The organism is Hydrogenophaga sp., assembly GCF_048549895.1.
Taxonomy (GTDB): domain Bacteria; phylum Pseudomonadota; class Gammaproteobacteria; order Burkholderiales; family Burkholderiaceae_C; genus Hydrogenophaga.
Map to the genome: position 1 here is coordinate 1 of NZ_JBLYYB010000128.1, position 18,605 is coordinate 18,605.

An 18,605-nucleotide genomic window follows, 5' to 3' on the forward strand; every position below is an offset into this window, starting at 1 on the left:
AGATCTCCATCCAGCAGGTGGCCATCACGCTGGGTGAGGCCATGCTGTTGGTGTTCCTGGTGATGTTCCTGTTCCTGCAGAACATCCGCTACACCATCATCCCGACCATCGTGGTGCCGGTGGCGCTGCTCGGCACCTTTGCCACGCTGCTGGCCATGGGCTTTTCCATCAACGTGCTGACCATGTTCGGCATGGTGCTGGTGATCGGCATCGTGGTGGACGATGCCATCGTGGTGGTGGAGAACGTCGAACGCATCATGAGCGAGGAGGGCCTGCCGCCGCTGGAGGCCACGCGCAAGGCCATGACGCAGATCTCCGGCGCCATCATCGGTATCACCGTGGTGCTGATCTCGGTGTTTGTACCGCTGGCCTTCTTTGCCGGATCGGTGGGCAACATCTACCGCCAGTTCTCTGCCGTCATGGGCGTGTCGATCGCGTTCTCGGCGTTTCTCGCGCTCTCGCTCACGCCGGCGCTCTGCGCCACGCTGCTCAAGCCGGTGGAAGCCGGGCACCACCACGAGAAAAAAGGCTTCTTCGGCTGGTTCAACCGCGGCTTTGCGCGCACCGCCAAGGGCTACGAAGGCGGCGTGGCCAAGCTGCTGCCGCGCGCCGGGCGCACGCTGGTGATTTATCTCGCCATCGTGGCTGCGGCGGTGGTGGTCTACATGCGCCTGCCCACCTCGTTCCTGCCCGGTGAAGACCAGGGCACGATGCTGGTCAACGTGCAGTTGCCCCCGGGCGCCACCCAGGAGCGCACGCTGGACGTGATCAAGAAGGTGGAGGATTTCATTCTCAAGCAGCCCGAGGTGCAGAGCATGGTGGGCGTGCTGGGCTTCAGCTTCTCCGGCCAGGGCCAGAACGCGGCGCTGGCGTTCATCACGCTCAAGGACTGGAAGGAGCGCACGGCGGAGGGCAGTTCGGCGCAGGACCTGGCGGGGCGGGCGTTTGGTGCGCTCTCGGGTGTGCGCGATGCGTTCATCTTCCCGCTGAGTCCGCCGCCCATTCCGGAACTGGGCTCGTCGTCAGGCTTCAGCTTCCGCCTGCAAGACCGTGGCGGTCTCGGTCGCGACGCGTTGCTCGCTGCACGCAACCAGTTGCTCGGTCTCGTGTCGCAGAGCAAGGTGCTCACCCAGGTGCGCCCGGACGGTCTGGAAGACGCGCCACAACTGCAGATCGACATCGACCGCGACAAGGCCAATGCGTTGGGCGTGGGCTTTGATGCGATCAGCGCCGCCATCGGCACCGCGCTGGGTTCGAGTTATGTGAACGACTTCCCCAATGCCGGGCGCCTGCAGCGTGTGATCGTGCAGGCCGATGCACCGGCCCGCATGCAGCCCGATGACCTGATGCGCCTGAACGTGGTGAACAACAAGGCGCAGGCCGTGCCGCTCTCGGCCTTTGCCACCACGCGCTGGATCACCGGCCCGATGCAGACCGTGCGTTACAACGGCTATCCGTCCATGCGCATCAGCGGCAGCGCGGCCCCCGGTGCCAGCACCGGTGACGCCATCGCGGAGATGGAGCGGCTCGCCGCCCAGTTGCCGCAAGGCATCGGCTACGAGTGGACCGGTCAGACGCGCGAGGAAAAGCTCGCAGGATCGCAGGCCATCATCCTCTACGCCTTCGCCATCCTGGCGGTGTTTCTCTGCCTGGCCGCGCTGTACGAGAGCTGGACGATCCCGCTGTCGGTGATTCTGGTGGTGCCGCTGGGTGTCGTCGGTGTGCTGCTCGCGACCCTGTTCAGGGGCTACTCCAACGACGTGTACTTCCAGGTCGGGCTGATCACCATCATCGGCTTGTCGGCGAAGAACGCGATCCTGATCATCGAGTTCGCGAAAGACCTGCAGGCGCAGGGCAAGGGCGTGATCGAGTCCGCGCTGGCTGCGGCCCACCTGCGTTTTCGCCCGATCATCATGACCTCGCTGGCCTTCACGCTGGGTGTGTTGCCGCTGGCCATTGCCTCCGGCGCCGGCTCGGCGAGCCAGCGCGCCATCGGCACCGGCGTGATCGGCGGCATGCTCACCGGCACCGTGCTGGCGGTCGTGTTCGTGCCGATCTTCTTTGTGGTGGTGCGCACGCTGTTCAAAGGCAGCGAGCGGCAACACCGACGAGACGCCGAGCAGGCGCAACAACACGGAGTGCATTGAAATGACCCACCTTCGCATTGGAGCCTTGAGCCTGGCTGTGCTGGCGCTGTCCGGGTGTTCTTTCACGCCGAAATACGAGCGCCCGGTAGCCCCTGTGGCCGCCACGTTCCCCGATCAAGCCGCCCCCGTGGCGGCCCAGGCCGACAACATGGCCTGGCGCGAGTTCGTGGGCGATGCGCGCTTGCGCGACCTGATCGCGCTGTCGCTGGCCAACAACCGCGACCTGCGCGTGGCCACGCTCAACATCGAGCAGGTGCGTGCGCAGTACCAGATCCGCCGCGCCGACCAGTTTCCCTCGGTGGGTCTGGCCGCAGCCGGCAACCGCCAGCCCGATGGCAATGGCGGCATCGCCAGCACCTACAGCGTGGGCCTCGCCCTGAGCAGCTGGGAGATCGATTTCTTCGGTCGCCTGGGCAGCTTGAAAGAAGCCGCGCTGGCCCAGTACCTCGCCAGCGAAGAAGCGCGCCACGCCGCGCAGACCAGCCTGGTGGCGGCTGTTGCCAGCAGCTGGTTGAGCCTGCAGACCAACGACGAACTGCTGGCCCTGACCCAGCGCACCGTGGCCACGCGGCAAGACTCGCTGCGCTTGAGCCAGCTGCGTTTTGACAACGGCGCCACCTCCGCGCTGGACCTGCGCCAGGCCGAGTCGCTCACCGCCGCCGCGCAGTCCGCACTGGCCCAGCAGCGCAGAGCGCGCGCGCTGGATGTGAATGCGCTCACGCTGCTGGTGGGGCAGACGCCGCCCGCCGCGCTGCTGCCCGCGCCACCCACCATGCCCGACGCCGTGTCGGCCAACGGCGTGACGGTGCCGGTGGCACCCGTGCCCGCATCGGCCATGCTGCGCGACGTGCCGGCCGGCCTGCCGTCCGACCTGCTCACGCGCCGCCCGGACATCCGCCAGGCCGAGCAACAGCTGATCGCGGCCAACGCCAACATCGGTGCCGCACGCGCGGCCTTCTTCCCGCGCATCTCGCTCACCGCGAGCGCGGGCACGGCCAGCAGCAGCCTCTCGGGCTTGTTTGAAAGCGGCTCGTGGGGCTTCACGCTGGCACCGCAGGCGCTGCTGCCGATCTTTGATGCCGGGCGCAACAACGCCAACCTCGACTCGGCCAAGGCCGCGCGCGACATCGCGGTGGCGCAGTACGAAAAGGCCATCCAGACCGCGTTCCGCGAAGTGGCCGATGCACTGGCCGGCAGCGCCACGCTGGGCGATCAGCTCACCGCCCAGCAGGTGCAGGCCACGGCCGAAGCCGAGCGTTTCCGCCTGGCCGAGCTGCGTTACCGCAATGGCGTGTCGAGTTTTCTGGACGTGCTGGACGCGCAGCGTTCGCTGTTCACGACGCAGCAGGCGCTGGCGCAGACGCGACTGGCGCAACAGCAGAACCAGGTGGCGCTCTACAAGGCGCTCGGGGGCGGCTGGACGGAGTGAGGGAATGGTTCGGGCTGGGCTTCGACAGGCTCAGCCCGAACGGTTTTCGCACTCAGGTCTTGAGGTCGTAAAACTTCACGATGGCATCCCAAGCCACCTTGGGGTCGTCCACGTACTGAAAGAGCTTCAGGTCCTCAGGCGAAATCGCGCCTTCTTCCACCAGCACATCGAGGTTGATCAGGCGCTTCCAGTAGTCGGAGCCGAACAGCAGGATCGGCACTGGCTTGGCCTTCTTGCATTGCACCAGCGTGATCACCTCGAACAGCTCGTCGAGCGTGCCGAAGCCGCCCGGGAACGCGAGCAAGGCCTTGGCGCGCATCATGAAATGCATCTTGCGCAGCGCGAAGTAGTGGAACTTGAAGCTCAACTCGGGTGACACATACGGGTTGGCTGCCTGTTCGTGCGGCAGCGCGATGTTCAGACCCACATTGAGCGCGCCTTCGTCGTGCGCGCCGCGGCTGGCGGCTTCCATGATGCCGGGGCCGCCGCCGGTGCAGATGTAGAGCTGGTCGGCCTTGGGGCAGCTCGCGCTGTAGCGTGCCACGGTGCGGGCGAATTCGCGCGCGTGGTCGTAGTAGGGCGCGTTGCGCACCATGGCCTGGGCGCGTGTGATGTCGGCGGCCACGCCGCTGCGCTCCGCGCGCACCAGCATCTCTTGCGCTTCGCTGGCTTCGCGAAAACGCGCGCTGCCGAACACCACCACGGTGTTCTCGATGCCGGCGTCGCGTTGCGCCAGATCCGGTTTGAGCATCTCCAACTGAAAGCGGATGCCGCGCGTTTCGCGGCGCAGCAGAAATTCGGGGTCGGCGAACGCGAGGCGGTAAGCGTCGGCGTGCAGGGGATTGCCTTCGTTGGCGTGGGTTTGCAGCTCGGCCCAGGCATCGGCCAGGCGCCGTTCGTTGATGTTTTGTGGGGTTTGCATGAAAGGCTCCTTGAATCGACAGTGTGCTTGGCTTGTGTGACTACAGCCCGAGCGCCAGGGCCAGCGGCACGAACAGGATCGCCAGCGCATTGCCCAGCATGATCATGGCGCCGACTTTGTCGGGCTCCTGGTGGTAACGCTCGGCAAGCATGAACTGCATCACGGCCGGGGGCAGGGCCGCAAACAGCAGCAACTGGCCGCGCGCCGCACCTTCCAGGCCGAGTGCCCAGGCCAGCGGAATGCCGATGGCCAGACCGATGATGGGCCGCGCCAGGGCGCCCAGCAAACCCAGCGCCAGGCCCGAGCGGGTGAGCGCTGTGAGTCGCACACCCAAGGCAAACAGCATCATGGGCAACAACGCGTCGCCCAGCAGCTTCAGGCCGGAGAGCACCACGTCGGGAGGGCGCACGTCGGTGAGTGCGCTGATGAAGCCCAGCGCGGTGCCGATCATGAGCGGGCTGGTGAGCAGGTCGCGTGTGCGCGCCAGGCGGCTGGTGATGCGCGCACCGAGCGAGAAGTGCAGCAGGTTGCTCACCGAAAACAGCGCCACCGCCGCGCCGAAGTTGGCCGGGCCAAACGCCAGCAGCGCCAGCGGCAGGCCCATGTTGCCGCAGTTGTTGAACATCACCACCGGCACCAGCGTTCGCGGTTGGGCGCCAAAGGCCTTGGCCAGCGGCCAGGCCAGCAGGCCACTGAGCAGGATGAGCACGGTGCCCCCGATCAGCAGCGCGGTGTGGTCGGCCATGCGGAAATCGCGCGAGGCCAGCGCCGAATACACCAGCAGCGGCGCCAGCACATCGAGCGCGATGCGGTTGAACGTCGACATGTCGGGCATGCCGCGACGTGCGTAACCGTAGCCGATGGCCACGATCAGGAAGACCGGGATGATGACGTCGGAGATGCGGGCGATCAGGTCCATGGCACGGGGTGTTGAAGACAAACGAAAGAGGCTCCCGCAGGAGCCTCTTGAACCGGTCGATCGGTGTCTGATCAGACCCGTTTGCGGTATTCACCGGTGCGGGTGTCGATCTCGATCTTGTCGTCTTGCGCCACGAAGAGCGGCACCGACACTTCAAAGCCGGTGGCGATCTTGGCGGGCTTGAGCACCTTGCCGGACGTGTCGCCCTTCACAGCGGGTTCGGTCCAGGTGATCACGCGCTCGACACTGGTGGGCAGTTCCACAGAGATGGCCTTGCCGTCGTAGAACACCACTTCCACGGTCATGCCGTCTTCGAGGTAGTTCAGCGCGTCGCCCATGTTCTCGGCTTCCACCTCGTACTGGTTGAAGTCGCTGTCCATGCACACGTACATCGGGTCGGCGAAGTAGGAGTAGGTGCACTCCTTCTTGTCCAGGATGATCTGGTCCATCTTGTCGTCGGCCTTGCAGACAACTTCGGTGGCCATGTTGTTGAGCAGGGCCTTGAGCTTCAGGCGCACGGTGGCGGCACCACGGCCACCACGGCTGTATTCGGTTTTCAGGACGATCATCGGGTCCTTGCCGTGCATGATGACGTTGCCGGCGCGGAGTTCTTGAGCGATTTTCATAAGGGTTCCAACGGTTGGGCCGCGTGTTCCTGGCGTGGGCTGGACACCCGGGAACTGAGCTGATGGCTGCGATCTGTGCGGCGAGGCAGACGGCTGGCGGAAGCGGTGGACGGCATGTTGCCCGGGCCGGATTTCCGCAAAGCCTCGAATTTTATCGCTTTTCCAGTACGAACCCGCTCAGCTGGCTGGCCAGGTCGGGCTGGGTCAACAGGCGTTGGCGCGCGGCCTGCACGCAGCTGCGCCATTCGACCAGCGCCACGGCATCGGGCCACACCGGGGTGGCGCTGCCAATGCCGTTCCAGGCGCGGTGCAGGGCGCGCAGCGCTGGAGGCGCCTGCAGCCAGTCGAGGAAGGCGTTGAGCTTGGCGTGGTGCGCGTCGTCGTGCTGCGGGTAAATTTGCCAGACGAAGGGCTGGCCGGCCCACAGAGCACGCACCAGGGAATCTTCGCCGCGCACGAAATTGAGGTCGCAGGCCCAGAGCAGGTGGTCGAAGGCGGGCTGGGTGAGCAAGAGCAGGGCGTGCAGTTCCCCAGCCGGTGCGGCCTGAGCCGCGCGCCACGCGCGCCCGGGCGTGACCAGCCAGTGCCATGACCCTTGTGCCGCCTGGCGCAGCACCTCGGGCAGGGCGGCAGGCTCGTAACAAAACAGGCTGGCGCGGGGTTGTGCGGATGGCAGGCCCAGGCCGTGCAGCCAGGCGTCAGCGTCGAACGCAGCCTGCCGCTGCAGCAGGTCGGGTTCGCGCAGCAGGCCCCCGGTGCGTTCGGTGAAGCCGGGGTAGAAGAACCATTTGGTGAGTCCCCTCAAAGGGCCGCTCATGACCGGCGAGGGCAGGCGGTGCGACCGCTCCACGTAGGGCTCGGCGCTCAGGTATTCCAGGTTGATCCATACCGGCGGACGTTCGCCGTGGGCCAGGCGCGTGGCCAGATCGTCGATGCATTCGGGCGGCGGTTCGCAGCCAAAGGCTTCGATCCAGACGTCGGCCAAGGGCAAGCTGGCCGCTTGGCCAGCGGGCAGTGGCGTGGTCCAGTGCAGCACCTCGATGCCGCTCACCCGGCCTTCGATGGCGCCCGGCGCCATCCAGGTCAGTGCCTGTGGATCGTCGAGCCACAGGCGCACTTCTTCACCGCGGCGCGCGAGCTCGGCCGAGAGCCGCCAGCACACGCCCACGTCGCCGAAGTTGTCGATCACCCTGCAGAAAATGTCCCAACGCATGGCCGCCATTGTCGCGGCAAGGCTTTTCAGGCCGCGCACAATACGCGCCCATGTCAGACACGCATTCCGATCAATTGCTCAGCGAGGTGGCCGCACTCCCCGGGCTGCCGGGCGTCTACCGCTATTTCGACGCCCAGGGCCAGCTGCTCTACGTGGGCAAGGCGCGCAACCTCAAGAAGCGTGTGTCGAGCTACTTCCAGAAGAGCCACGACGGCACGCGCATCGGCCACATGATCAGCAAGATCGTGCGCATGGAGACCACGGTGGTGCGCTCCGAGGCCGAGGCGCTGCTGCTGGAGAACAACCTCATCAAGACGTTGAACCCCAAGTTCAACATCCTGTTTCGCGACGACAAGAGTTACCCCTACCTCAAGATCACCGGCACGCGCGAAACCTTCCGCACTTCGGCCAAGATGCCGGTGCCCTCGCTCGCGTTTCCGCGCATGGCGTACTACCGCGGCGTGGTCGACCGGCGCCACAGCTACTACGGGCCGTACCCCAGCGCCTGGGCCGTGAAAGAGTCGATCACGCTGCTGCAGAAAGTCTTCCGCCTGCGCACCTGCGAAGACACGGTGTTTGCCAACCGCACGCGGCCCTGCCTGCTGTACCAGATCAAGCGCTGCAGCGGTCCTTGTGTGGACCTGGTGGACAGCGAGGAATACGCACGCGACGTGCAGGACGCCGAACGCTTTCTGCGCGGCGAGACCCAGGCCGTGCTCGACGCGTTGGAGCAGCGCATGCTGGTGCACGCTGAAAAACTCGAGTTTGAACAGGCCGCCGAGCTGCGCAACCAGATGACCGCGCTCTCGCGCGTGCTGCACCAGCAGACCATGGACAACCTGTCCGACAAGGACGTGGATGTGCTGGCGGTCAAGGTGCACGGCGGGCGCGCCTGTGTGAATCTGGCCATGGTGCGCGGCGGGCGCCACCTGGGCGACCGGCCGTACTTTCCCGCGCACGTGGACGACGCCACCGCGATCGACAACGCGCTCTCTGAAGAGGGCGACGCGCCCACCGGCGACCCGGCCGAGCGCGTGGCCGTGCAGGTGCTGGAAGCCTTCATTGCCCAGCACTACCTGGGCATCGCCATGCCGCAGATTTTGGTGACCAGCCACGCGGTGGGCCGGCCGCTGCTGGACGCGCTGTCCGAGCAAACGGGCAACAAGGTGAACGCGGTGCACAACCCGCGCGAGCACCGCCGCATCTGGCTGGAGATGGCGCAAAAAAACGCCGACATCGCGCTGGCCCGCCTGCTGGCCGAAGAGGGCAGTCAGCAGGCGCGCACCCGCGCGCTGGCCGACGCGCTGCAACTGCCCGACGACCAGTTGGACACCCTGCGCATCGAGTGTTTCGACATCTCGCACACGGCCGGTGAATCCACCCAGGCCTCGTGTGTGGTGTTCGAAGGCCACAAGATGCAGAACAGCCAGTACCGCCGCTACAAAATCGAAGGCATCACCGGGGGCGACGACTACGCGGCAATGAAACAGGTGCTGCTGCGGCGCTACGGCAAGATCGCCGAGGCCATGCGTTCGGAGGACGCACCGCCGCCAGATCTCACCGTTCGGGCTGAGCCTGTCGAAGCCCTCACCGACGAAGCGACCGAACCCACCGCCGAATCCATCACCGGACCGCGCATGCCCGACCTGGTGCTCATCGACGGCGGCAAAGGGCAGGTGAGCATGGCGCGCGAGGTGTTCCAGCAACTCGGGCTGGACCTGTCGCTCATCGTGGGTGTGGAGAAGGGCGAAGGCCGCAAGGTTGGCCTGGAAGAACTGGTGTTTGCCGATGGGCGCGAGAAGGTCTACCTCGGCCACGACTCCGCGGCGCTGATGCTGGTGGCGCAGATCCGCGACGAGGCGCACCGCTTCGCCATCACCGGCATGCGCGCCCAGCGCGCCAAGGTGCGCACCGGCGGCAGCAAGCTCGAAGACATTCCGGGTGTGGGGCCAAAGAAGCGCGCGCGTTTGCTGCAGCGCTTTGGTGGTGTGCGTGGCGTGGCCTCAGCCAGCGTGGACGACCTGTGCACCGTGGAAGGCATCTCGGCCGAGCTGGCTGATGCGATCTACCGCGCCCTGCACTGAGCGGTTTTGAGCCGCATCATGCAAACGTGTTGCCGTGGTGCAGGAATTCGGCTGGAACGGTGGGCTCCCAGTGCCTTGCAACGGGCCAGGAAGGCGTGCTCCGGGGGCCGCTCAACACCGGGCGCTCGTGCCACCAGGCGTGGGCGGCGTCGCAGGTGCAGGTGTCGCCCCGCCACGTCTTCACCCGGCTTGCGTTTGCTCGCGGGTGTCGCAGCAGGCTGCGGGCGGTCTGGCGCGCGAACAGCTCCTGCATCTGGTGGCGCAACGGCAGCGATTGGCCAAACGGAGAGACCCAGTCGATCAGCCACAGCCGGTCACCGCTGCGCCAGTCGGTGGCGGCCAACGGGGCAGAAGGATCTCTGAGGTACTGGCTTTCGGTGCGCGCATTCAGGCCGGCATACAGCAGCAAGGCCACCGGATCGCGCTGGCGGTTGTGCTTGCCCGTGCAGACCAGCACGTACTGACCTTGCTGGATCGGCTCCAGCAAGCGCTTCTCCAGGCTCTTGAGGGCGAGCTGGCGTTGGCGGGGCAGTTGCATCCACAGCCACACGGCCGCACCAAATGCCTCGCTGGTGCGATTGGGTTGTCCGGTGAGTTGCGGCGCTTGAAGGTGGTGTGTGGTGTGCATGGGTGGGTTCAAAGATGCGTTGTGCCGTATCGGCCCTTGATTGAGTTCAAAAGAATTCAAAAGAGGTTTCTATTTTCATTGATGTAAGTTTTTGAGACTCATTTTCGGAAGGTGCTTGGGCACGAATTCGAAGCCTGCGTGAAAAAGTCCGCGAGCCCGTCTCCGGGCGGCACCGAGGCTGGCGAGCGCAGCGCATCTCCAGTACCGATGCGACGCTGCACATCTGCGGCTGGATCGAGCCCGCATAATCGCGCCATGTTTTTCAACCTCCCCACCCTGCTCACCTGGGCACGCATCGTGGCCATCCCGCTGATCGTGGGGGTGTTCTATCTGGAAGACATGAGCGTGGCGCAGCAGAACCTGATCGCCACGGTCATGTTTGTCGTGTTCGCGCTGACCGACTGGGCCGACGGGTACCTGGCGCGCAAACTCAACCAGACCTCGGCCTTCGGCGCCTTCCTCGATCCGGTGGCGGACAAGTTCCTGGTGTGTGCCGCGCTGCTGGTGCTGGTGCACCTGGACCGCGCCGACGTGTTTGTCGCGCTCATCATCATTGGCCGCGAGATCGCCATTTCTTCGCTGCGCGAGTGGATGGCCATCATCGGCGCCACCAAAAGCGTGGCCGTGCACATGATCGGCAAGATCAAGACCACCGTGCAGATGGTGGCGATTCCGTTTCTGCTGTTCGACGGCACGCTGTTCCAGCTGATCGACACGCGGCTCTGGGGCACCTGGCTGATCTGGATATCGGCAGTGCTGACCGTGTGGTCCATGGTCTATTACCTGCAAAAGGCCATTCCCGAAATCCGCGCCAAGTCACGCTGAGTGCGCTGACGGCACTGAGGTCTCATGCATTCTCCGACGCAAGACAACGCGTGGCTGCGCGCCATGCCCTGGGTGTTCGTGCTCATCTGGAGCACTGGTTTCATCGTGGCGCGTTACGGCATGCCGTTTGCCCCGCCCATGAAGTTTCTCGTGGTGCGTTACGCGCTCTCCATCGCCTGCTTTCTCCCCTGGATTCTTGTGGCAGGCGTGAAGTGGCCCACCAACCGCACGCAGCGGCTTCATCTGGCCGTCACAGGCGTCTTCATGCACGCGGGCTACCTGGGGGGTGTCTGGGTGGCCGTCAAGGCAGGTATGGGCTCGGGTTTGTCATCTCTCATCGTGGGACTGCAGCCTGTGCTCACCGCCATCTGGCTCTCGGGCACAGGCTCCAAGGTGTCCAGGCGCCAATGGCTCGGTCTGGTGCTGGGCTTTGCCGGGCTGGTGCTGGTGGTTTCGCGCAAGTTTGGCGCGGGCGGGCCGGGCGATCAGGCCACCTGGTTCAACCTGTCGCTGGCGGTCATGGCGCTGTTCTCCATCACCATCGGAACGCTCTACCAGAAGCGCTTCGTGGCGGCTTGCGACGTGCGCACCGCCAACGTGGTGCAGTTGCTGGCTGCGGTGTTGGTCACGCTGCCACTGACTTTGCTGGAGGCTGAGGCCATGCATTGGAATGGACAGCTCATGGGGGCCATGGCCTGGAGTGTTCTGGGCCTCACGCTGGGTGGCAGTTCGCTGCTCTATTTGCTGATCCAGCGCGGCGCGGCGGCCAGTGTCACCAGCCTGATGTATCTCGTGCCGCCATGCACCGCGCTGATCGCGTGGGTGCTGTTCGCCGAACCCATCACCGCCGTCACACTGGCCGGCACCGCGCTCACCGCTTTTGGCGTGAGCCTGGTGGTGCGCGCTTCGCGCTAGGGGCGCGCCGCGCGGGCTTCCACGGCTCGTGGCGGAAACGCTCCACCAGAAAGTCCACCAGCAATCGGATGCGCCGAGGGGTCTGCGACCGGTAGGGCGCGAGCCAGTGGATGTCGGCGTCCGCCATGGCGTGTCCCGGCAGCACCCGCACAAGTTCGCCGCTGGCCAACTGTGGTGCGATGTCCCACAGGCTGCGCAACATGATGCCGCGCTCCGCGAGGCACCAGTCACGCACCATTTCGCCCGAGTTGCTGGAGAGTGGGCCACTCACCGGCACGTGTTTCACCTGCGTCTCGCCCGCGCTCTGCAGCCGCCAGTGTTCAAAGCGCTGGCCGGGTCCACCACCGTTTTCGCGCACCACCAGGCAGCTGTGGGACGCAAGGTCTTGCAGCGTGCGCGGTGTGCCGTGTTGCTGCAAATAGCCGGGTGCCGCCACCAGCACACGCTGGTTGCCAGCGAGCCGCCGCGACACCCATTCGGCCGTGCGTTCGTTTGGTGCGTTCCAGAGCCAGATGGCGCCATCAAACCCTTCCACCGCCAGGTCGGGCAGCTGTTCAGTCAGCTGCAACTGCACCTGCACACCGGGATGCAAGGCCTGGAAATCGGCCAGCGCCGGGCCCACCCAGAGGCGACCAAAACCGAAGGTGGCCGCCAGCCGAATCGGCCCGGCCGGTTCGGCCTGGCGCTCGCGCAACTCGGCCTGCACCTCGTCGAACGCGCGCAGCAGGTGCACCGCGCGCTCGCACAGCGTGTCGCCCTCGGCCGTGGGGCTCACACGCCGCGTGGTGCGCTGGAACAGTTTCAGACCCAGGCCCGCCTCCAGCGCGGCCAGGCGTTTGGTCACGGCCGAGGGCGCCACGCGCAGCGCGCGGGCGGCCATCACCAGGCTGCCGTGCTGGCGCACGGCGAGCACAAGTTCCAGATCGGGGCGGTCCAATTGTTTCCTTTGTGGAACGAATCAATTGCCGGATTATTGCCGCAAGGCGGGCTATGCTGGCGACTTTCCAAGACCCATCCGAAGGAGCATCCATGAGCCAACACCGCATCGCCGTCATCGCCGGAGACGGCATCGGCACCGAAGTCATGCCCGAGGGCATTCGCGTGCTCGAAGCAGCCGCCACGAAGTTCGGCATCGACCTGCAGTTCGACCATTTCGACTTCTCCAGCTGCGACTACTTCGAGCGCCACGGCAAGATGCTGCCCGACGACTGGAAAGACCAGATCGGTGGCCACGAGGCGATCTACTTTGGTGCGGTGGGCTGGCCCGACAAGGTGCCCGACCACATCTCGCTCTGGGGCTCGCTGCTGCTGTTCCGTCGTGAGTTCGACCAATACGTCAACGTGCGGCCCGCGCGCCTCATGCCCGGCGTGATCGCTCCGGTGGTGCGGCGCGACGGCAGCGCGCGCGCACCCGGCGAGATCGACATGGTGATCGTGCGCGAGAACACCGAGGGTGAATACTCAAGCATCGGCGGGCGCATGTACCCGGGCACCGAACGCGAGATCGTGATGCAGGAAACCGTGATGTCGCGCATCGGCGTGGACCGCGTGCTGCGTTACGCCTTCGAGACCGCGCGCTCGCGCCCCAAGAAACATCTGACCAGCGCCACCAAGAGCAACGGCATCGCCATCACCATGCCCTACTGGGACGAACGGGTGGCCGAGATGGCCAAGGAATACCCGGACGTGCGGGTCGACAAGTTCCACATCGACATCCTCACCGCGCACTTTGTGCAGCGCCCCGATTTCTTTGATGTGGTGGTGGGCAGCAACCTGTTTGGCGACATCCTGTCCGACCTCGGCCCGGCATGCACCGGCACCATCGGCATTGCGCCCAGCGCCAACCTCAACCCCACGCGCCAGCATCCTTCCTTGTTCGAGCCGGTTCACGGATCGGCGCCGGACATTGCGGGCAAAGGCATTGCGAATCCGATCGGTCAGATCTGGTGTGGTGCGCTGATGCTGGATTTTCTGGGCCACAAAGCGGCGCACGACGCCGTCATGACCGCCATTGAATCGGTGCTGCAGCCAGGCAGTGGCGCACCCCGAACCGCCGATCTGGGCGGTACCGCAGGCACCTCCGATGTGGGCCGCGCCATCGCACAGGCGATCAAGGGTTGATCCGGGGTGTTCTGCGCGACGGCGCGACGGGGGAAAGCGTCTAGAATCTCGCCTCTTGTGCCGTCGGGAACGGGCGCGCGATCCCCGTGTATTGACAGGGGTTGTGGCCCATGGGTCTAATCACTTTGCGTGTGCCACGGCCATCACCGTGTCCAGCGATCAACAAAACCCGTCCCCACGGCCGCCAACCGCGCCGTTCCAGGACAAGCTTTGTACCAACGGAACAACTCATCTCAATCCAAGAGGGGCCATTTGTGAACAAAACAGAACTCGTCGAACACATTGCCAAGAACGCCGACATCTCCAAGGCAGCCGCCACGCGTGCACTCGATTCGACCATCACCGCCATCCGCACCACGCTCAAGAAGGGCGGCACCGTGTCCCTCGTGGGTTTCGGCTCTTTCGCAGTGACCAAGCGTCCAGCCCGCAAGGGCCGCAACCCCCGCACCGGCGACGAGATTAAGATCAAGGCCGCCAAGGTGCCGAAGTTCCGTCCGGGCAAGGCCCTCAAAGACGCACTGAACTGAGGCCATCGCCCACTTTCCGGTGGGGTGCTTAGCTCAGTTGGCAGAGCGGCTCCTTTACACGGAGTAGGTCGGCGGTTCGACCCCGTCAGCACCCACCACCATCGAAAAGGCGAACCCGGGTTCGCCTTTTTTGTTGTCCTTCAGACAACTCCTTACATCCCTTTTGAAGCAGCAGGGTTCCAGGCATGTTCGATACCATCCGCAACCACAAGAAGTACCTCATGGGCTTCTTGCTGATCCTGATCATTCCCTCGTTCGTTCTGTTCGGCATCGAGGGTTACACCCGGTTCAACGAAAGTGGTGAACCCGTGGCCTCGGTGGACGGTCAGGAGATCACCAAAGCCGAATGGGATCAGGCCCATCAGGTTGAATCCCAGCGCCTGCGTGAGGCCATGCCCACGCTGGACGCCAAGCTGCTGGAGAGCGACGAGGCGCGCTACGCCACGCTGGAGCGCCTCGTGCGCGACCGCGTGCTGGCCACCGCAGCGCAAAAACTCAACCTCTTCACCAGCGACCAGCGTCTGGCCAGCGAGCTGCAACAAAACGAAGCCATTGCCGCCTTGCGCAAGCCCGATGGCTCGCTCGACGTGGAGGCGTACCGTGCGCTGGTGGCTCGCCAGGGCATGACACCCGAAATGTTTGAAGCCCGTGTGCGCGCCGACCTGTCGCAGCGGCAGGTGGCACAGAGCATCGTGGGCTCGGGTTTTGCGCCTGTGGGCCTGGCCACCGTGTCGCTCAATGCCTTCTTTGAACGCCGCGAAGTTCAGATTGCCCGCTTCAACTCAGCCGACTTTGCCGCACGCGTGAAGCCGACCGACGCCGAGATCGAAACCTTCTACAACGCCAACGGGCCGCTGTTCCAGGCGCCCGAGCAGGCCGACATCGAGTACCTGGTGCTGGACGCGGCCTCGCTGCAAGCGTCGTTGGCGCTCAATGAAGCCGACGTGCGCGCCTATTACGACCAGAACGCCGGGCGTCTGGCTGGCACTGAGGAACGTCGTGCCAGCCACATCCTGCTGACTGTGCCTGCGGGCGCGCCTGCGGCCGACAAGGACGCCGTGCGTGCCAAGGCGGCGGCCTTGCTGGAGCAGTTGCGCAAGAACCCCGCGACCTTTGCCGACGTGGCCAAGGCGCAGTCGCAAGACCCTGGCTCTGCCGCCAACGGTGGCGACCTGGACTTTTTCGCGCGTGGTGCCATGGTCAAGCCGTTTGAAGATGTGGCCTTCTCACTCGCCAAGGGCGGCATCTCCGATCTCGTGGAGACCGAGTTCGGCTTTCACATCATCCAGCTCACCGACATCAAGGCTCCGCCACAGCGCAGCTTCGAGTCCATGAAGCCCGAGATCGAGGCTGAGCTCAAGCAGCAGCAGGCGCAAAAGCAGTTCGCTGAAGCCGCCGAGACCTTCAGCAACCTCGTGTACGAGCAGGCCGACAGCCTCAAGCCCGCAGCCGATCGCCTGAAGCTGGAGATCCGCACCGCTCAGGGTGTGCAGCGCCAGCCGCAGGGTGTCACCGGCGTGCTGGGCAACGAGCGTTTGCTGGCCGCCCTGTTCGCCCCCGATGCCATCGACAAGAAGCGAAACACCGAAGCCATCGAGACCGGCTCCAACCAGCTGGCGGCGGCGCGCGTGGTGAAACACTCGCCTGCGCGCACCCGCCCGCTGGACGAGGTGCGCGAAGCTGTGCGGGCCCGTCTGGTGGCGCAACGCGCGGCCGAACTGGCGCGTGAAGAGGGTGAAAAACAGCTTCAGGCCTGGAAAGCCGGCGGCACTGCAACCGGTCTCTCGGCAGCCCAGACCGTGTCGCGTGAGAACGCGCAGGGCCTGGCCCAACCCGTGTTGACCGCAGCACTCAGCGCCGATCCCAAGAGCCTGCCGGCCTGGGTCGGTGTGTCGCTGGGCAATGAGGGTTATGCGGTTGTGAAGGTTGAAAAAGTGCTGCCGCGCGAAGTGCGTCCGGCGCAGGCCTTGGCCCAGGAAGTGCAGCAGTACAGCCAGTGGTGGGCCAGCGCTGAGAGCCTGGCGTACTACGAAGCGCTCAAGACACGCTTCAAGGCCCGCATCCTGGTGAACGAGCCCAAGCCGGTCGTGTCCGCTCGCTGAGTTTTCTCCGCTGGTCACCGCAAGTTGACGAACGACTTGCGGCTATAATCTGCGGCTTGCGGTGGCTGTAGCTCAGTTGGTAGAGTCCAGGATTGTGATTCCTGTTGTCGTGGGTTCGAGCCCCATCAGCCACCCCAGAAACACAAAAAACCCGTTGCCCACAAGGCAACGGGTTTTTTCTTGTCTGCTTGGGCTGCTCAGGTCAAAGCCAGCGCCATGAACGGGAAGATCGCGATCAGCAGCAGCACGGCGAGCATCACGCCCACGTAAGGCATGGAGCCGGCGAAGATGCTTTCCACCGACACATTCGGATCGTTGAGTGTGGACTTGACCGTGAACACCGAGATGCCGAAGGGTGGCGTGAGCAGGCCGATCTCCACCGCGATGACGGTGATTATGCCGAAGTGGATCAGGTTGAAATCAAGACCCGCGGCGATCGGCACCGCCACCGGCGTCATGATCAGCAGGATGGAGCTGGAGTCCAGGATCATGCCCAGCAGGAGCAGGATGACCACGTAGAGGAACAGGAACCCGTAGGGGCCCAGGCCAGCGTCCTGCACCAAGTCGCTGATGGCCATGGGCACGCCGGCCACCGACAGCATGCGGCTGTAGAAGCCCGCCGCCACCAGCAGGATCAGGATGCCGACCGACACCGCGCCGGTTTCGGTGAGCACGCGCCACAGGTTGCCGCCGCCGAGCTTGCGCCGCAGGATGGCGATGACGAAGGCCCCGAAGGCGCCCACGCCACCCGCCTCGGTGGGTGTGAAGAAACCCGAGTACAGGCCACCCAGCACCAGTGCCACCAATGCCGCAATCGGCACCAGCTTGCCCAGCATTTCGGTGGTGGTGAGCAGACGCGCGGTGCTGCGCTCGGCGGCCAGCTCGGCCTGGCGCTTCAGGTCAAACACCAAACCGGGTGTGAACCTGGCCATGAGCATGATCATGATGGCGAAGGCGGCCGCCATCACGAAGCCGGGGATGATGCCGGCGATGAACAGGGTGCCGATGGACTGCTCGGCCAGCACGCCGTAGATGATGAGCAGCAGGCTGGGCGGGATCATCATGCCCAGCACCGAACTGCCGGCCACGGTGCCGGCGGCGAAGCTGGCGCGGTAGCCGTGGTTCACCATCTCGGGCACGGCCACGCGGGTGAACACCGCGGCCGACGCGATGGACACGCCGGTGACGGCGGCAAACACGGTGTTGGCCGCCACGGTGGCCACGCCCAGGCCACCGCGCAGGCGCCGCAGCAGGGTTTCGGCCACATCGAACGTGTCCTTGCCGACGTTCGATATCGAAACCAGCAGGCCCATCAACACGAAGAGCGGGATGGTGGCAAAGATGTAGTCGGCCACGCCGTTGTAGGCCGAGAGGTACATGAGCCGCATGGCCATGTCCACGTCTTCGCGGATCAGCCAGATGCCGGCAAAACCCACTGCGGTGAGGGCCACCGCGATGTGCAGGCCAAAGAGAACGAGAAATACCAGGGCCCCGATCAGGAGCCCGCCCAGGGCCAGTTCGCTCATGCGTGTGCTCCGTTGAAGGGGGGCTGGCGCAGCAGCGAGGGGATGCAGGCGAGGTAGGCCACAGCGGCGGCCACGGAGCCCAGCACGATGAGCGCGCGGAACGGCCAGGTGACCACCGTGAAGACACCTTGCACGCCGAAGTACTCTTTGATCTTCATGGCCTCGGTGAGCTCGGGCCAGGCAATGAAGGCCAGTGCGAAAAACAGAAACGCGCCCATGACCACGTTGATCACTTCCAGCGCCTTGAAGGCGGCCGGCGAGCGTTTGCCGATGATGCGCAGCAGGAAGTCGCTGCGGGTCATGCGGCCTGAGCAGACGGCGGCGGCCAGCTGCAGAAAGACGATGGAGGCCACCGAGCGGGCGGCGAATTCGGCCACGCCGGTGATGGGCGAGTCAAAGAAGTTGCGGCCCAGCACATCGGCCACGATCAGCAACATCATGAGAAAGATCCACACCGTACCCACGGCGGCCAGCACGTTGGCCACGCCTTGCAGTGGATTGGTGAGGCCGGCGACCGCAGGGGTTTCGCTGGCGAAGTCGGGTTCGTTGTGCACAGGTCACCTGTGAAAGCTGGAAGAAACACCACCCGACAGCGCGAGGGCGCCACCGGGTGGAAAAGAC

At 65.1% G+C, this 18,605-nt stretch carries 16 protein-coding genes and 2 tRNA genes; 10 read left to right on the top strand and 8 right to left on the bottom strand.

What is annotated here, in order from left to right; all coding sequences use genetic code 11:
* A partial coding sequence (locus tag ACN4F8_RS13140; RefSeq protein ID WP_419474008.1) for an efflux RND transporter permease subunit occupies positions 1-2,147 on the top strand: 2,147 nt, incomplete at its 5' end.
* Between the two features lies 1 nt (position 2,148).
* On the top strand, positions 2,149-3,576 hold the full coding sequence (locus ACN4F8_RS13145) for an efflux transporter outer membrane subunit (protein WP_419474009.1): 1,428 nt from the start codon (positions 2,149-2,151) through the stop codon (positions 3,574-3,576).
* Positions 3,577-3,628: 52 nt separating this feature from the next.
* On the opposite strand, the gene ACN4F8_RS13150 is transcribed toward ACN4F8_RS13145, so the two are convergent.
* The 4 genes from ACN4F8_RS13150 to earP all read right to left on the bottom strand — a co-directional run bounded on the left by ACN4F8_RS13150 (position 3,629) and on the right by earP (position 7,265).
* Positions 3,629-4,498 carry a TIGR00730 family Rossman fold protein gene (locus tag ACN4F8_RS13150; RefSeq protein WP_419474010.1) on the bottom strand — a complete coding sequence of 290 codons (870 nt, stop codon included), beginning with the start codon at positions 4,496-4,498 and terminating at the stop codon, positions 3,629-3,631.
* A gap of 40 nt (positions 4,499-4,538) precedes the next feature.
* The gene (locus ACN4F8_RS13155) at positions 4,539-5,417 is read right to left on the bottom strand and encodes an AEC family transporter (RefSeq protein ID WP_419474011.1); all 879 of its coding nucleotides are present in this window, start codon (positions 5,415-5,417) and stop codon (positions 4,539-4,541) included.
* 71 nt (positions 5,418-5,488) lie between these two features.
* Positions 5,489-6,043, bottom strand: a complete 555-nt coding sequence (gene efp, locus ACN4F8_RS13160; protein WP_159605254.1) for an elongation factor P — start codon at positions 6,041-6,043, stop codon at positions 5,489-5,491.
* Positions 6,044-6,194: 151 nt separating this feature from the next.
* On the bottom strand, positions 6,195-7,265 hold the full coding sequence (gene earP / locus ACN4F8_RS13165; protein WP_419474012.1) for an elongation factor P maturation arginine rhamnosyltransferase EarP: 1,071 nt from the start codon (positions 7,263-7,265) through the stop codon (positions 6,195-6,197).
* Positions 7,266-7,306: 41 nt separating this feature from the next.
* Between earP and uvrC the strand changes: the two genes are divergently transcribed.
* Positions 7,307-9,340, top strand: a complete 2,034-nt coding sequence (gene uvrC / locus ACN4F8_RS13170; RefSeq protein WP_419474013.1) for an excinuclease ABC subunit UvrC — start codon at positions 7,307-7,309, stop codon at positions 9,338-9,340.
* Between the two features lie 16 nt (positions 9,341-9,356).
* Here uvrC and ACN4F8_RS13175 read toward each other — a convergent pair whose 3' ends face one another.
* Positions 9,357-9,968: a toxin-activating lysine-acyltransferase gene (locus ACN4F8_RS13175; RefSeq protein WP_419474014.1), complete on the bottom strand. Its 612-nt coding sequence runs from the start codon at positions 9,966-9,968 to the stop codon at positions 9,357-9,359.
* A 255-nt stretch (positions 9,969-10,223) separates the two neighbouring features.
* On the opposite strand from ACN4F8_RS13175, the gene pgsA reads away from it, so the two are divergent.
* Both pgsA and ACN4F8_RS13185 read left to right on the top strand, forming a co-directional pair.
* On the top strand, positions 10,224-10,793 hold the full coding sequence (gene pgsA, locus ACN4F8_RS13180) for a CDP-diacylglycerol--glycerol-3-phosphate 3-phosphatidyltransferase (protein ID WP_419474015.1): 570 nt from the start codon (positions 10,224-10,226) through the stop codon (positions 10,791-10,793).
* A 24-nt stretch (positions 10,794-10,817) separates the two neighbouring features.
* The gene (locus ACN4F8_RS13185; RefSeq protein WP_419474016.1) at positions 10,818-11,708 is read left to right on the top strand and encodes a DMT family transporter; all 891 of its coding nucleotides are present in this window, start codon (positions 10,818-10,820) and stop codon (positions 11,706-11,708) included.
* Here the strand turns inward: ACN4F8_RS13185 and ACN4F8_RS13190 are convergent.
* Positions 11,665-12,645 carry a LysR family transcriptional regulator gene (locus tag ACN4F8_RS13190; protein ID WP_419474017.1) on the bottom strand — a complete coding sequence of 327 codons (981 nt, stop codon included), beginning with the start codon at positions 12,643-12,645 and terminating at the stop codon, positions 11,665-11,667. The genes ACN4F8_RS13185 and ACN4F8_RS13190 overlap by 44 nt on opposite strands.
* 92 nt (positions 12,646-12,737) lie before the next feature.
* Here ACN4F8_RS13190 and ACN4F8_RS13195 point away from each other — a divergent pair, with 92 nt between their 5' ends.
* From ACN4F8_RS13195 to ACN4F8_RS13215, 5 genes are all read left to right on the top strand, one after another.
* A complete protein-coding gene (locus ACN4F8_RS13195) occupies positions 12,738-13,829 on the top strand; it encodes a tartrate dehydrogenase (protein ID WP_419474018.1) in 1,092 nt (363 codons plus the stop codon).
* A 236-nt stretch (positions 13,830-14,065) separates the two neighbouring features.
* Entirely contained in the window at positions 14,066-14,356 is a 291-nt protein-coding gene (locus ACN4F8_RS13200) for an HU family DNA-binding protein (protein ID WP_268766309.1), read from the top strand.
* Between the two features lie 22 nt (positions 14,357-14,378).
* A tRNA-Val gene (locus tag ACN4F8_RS13205) sits at positions 14,379-14,454 on the top strand.
* Between the two features lie 87 nt (positions 14,455-14,541).
* Positions 14,542-16,458 (top strand): SurA N-terminal domain-containing protein, encoded by a 1,917-nt coding sequence (locus ACN4F8_RS13210; RefSeq protein ID WP_419474019.1) that lies wholly within the window; start codon positions 14,542-14,544, stop codon positions 16,456-16,458.
* A 61-nt stretch (positions 16,459-16,519) separates the two neighbouring features.
* Positions 16,520-16,595 (top strand) — tRNA-His (locus ACN4F8_RS13215).
* A gap of 60 nt (positions 16,596-16,655) precedes the next feature.
* Here the strand turns inward: ACN4F8_RS13215 and ACN4F8_RS13220 are convergent.
* Together ACN4F8_RS13220 and ACN4F8_RS13225 are read right to left on the bottom strand one after the other, a co-directional pair.
* Positions 16,656-17,984, bottom strand: a complete 1,329-nt coding sequence (locus tag ACN4F8_RS13220; protein ID WP_419474020.1) for a TRAP transporter large permease — start codon at positions 17,982-17,984, stop codon at positions 16,656-16,658.
* Entirely contained in the window at positions 17,981-18,538 is a 558-nt protein-coding gene (locus tag ACN4F8_RS13225) for a TRAP transporter small permease subunit (RefSeq protein ID WP_419474021.1), read from the bottom strand. The genes ACN4F8_RS13220 and ACN4F8_RS13225 overlap by 4 nt, the downstream gene beginning before the upstream one ends.
* Positions 18,539-18,605: the final 67 nt, after the last annotated feature.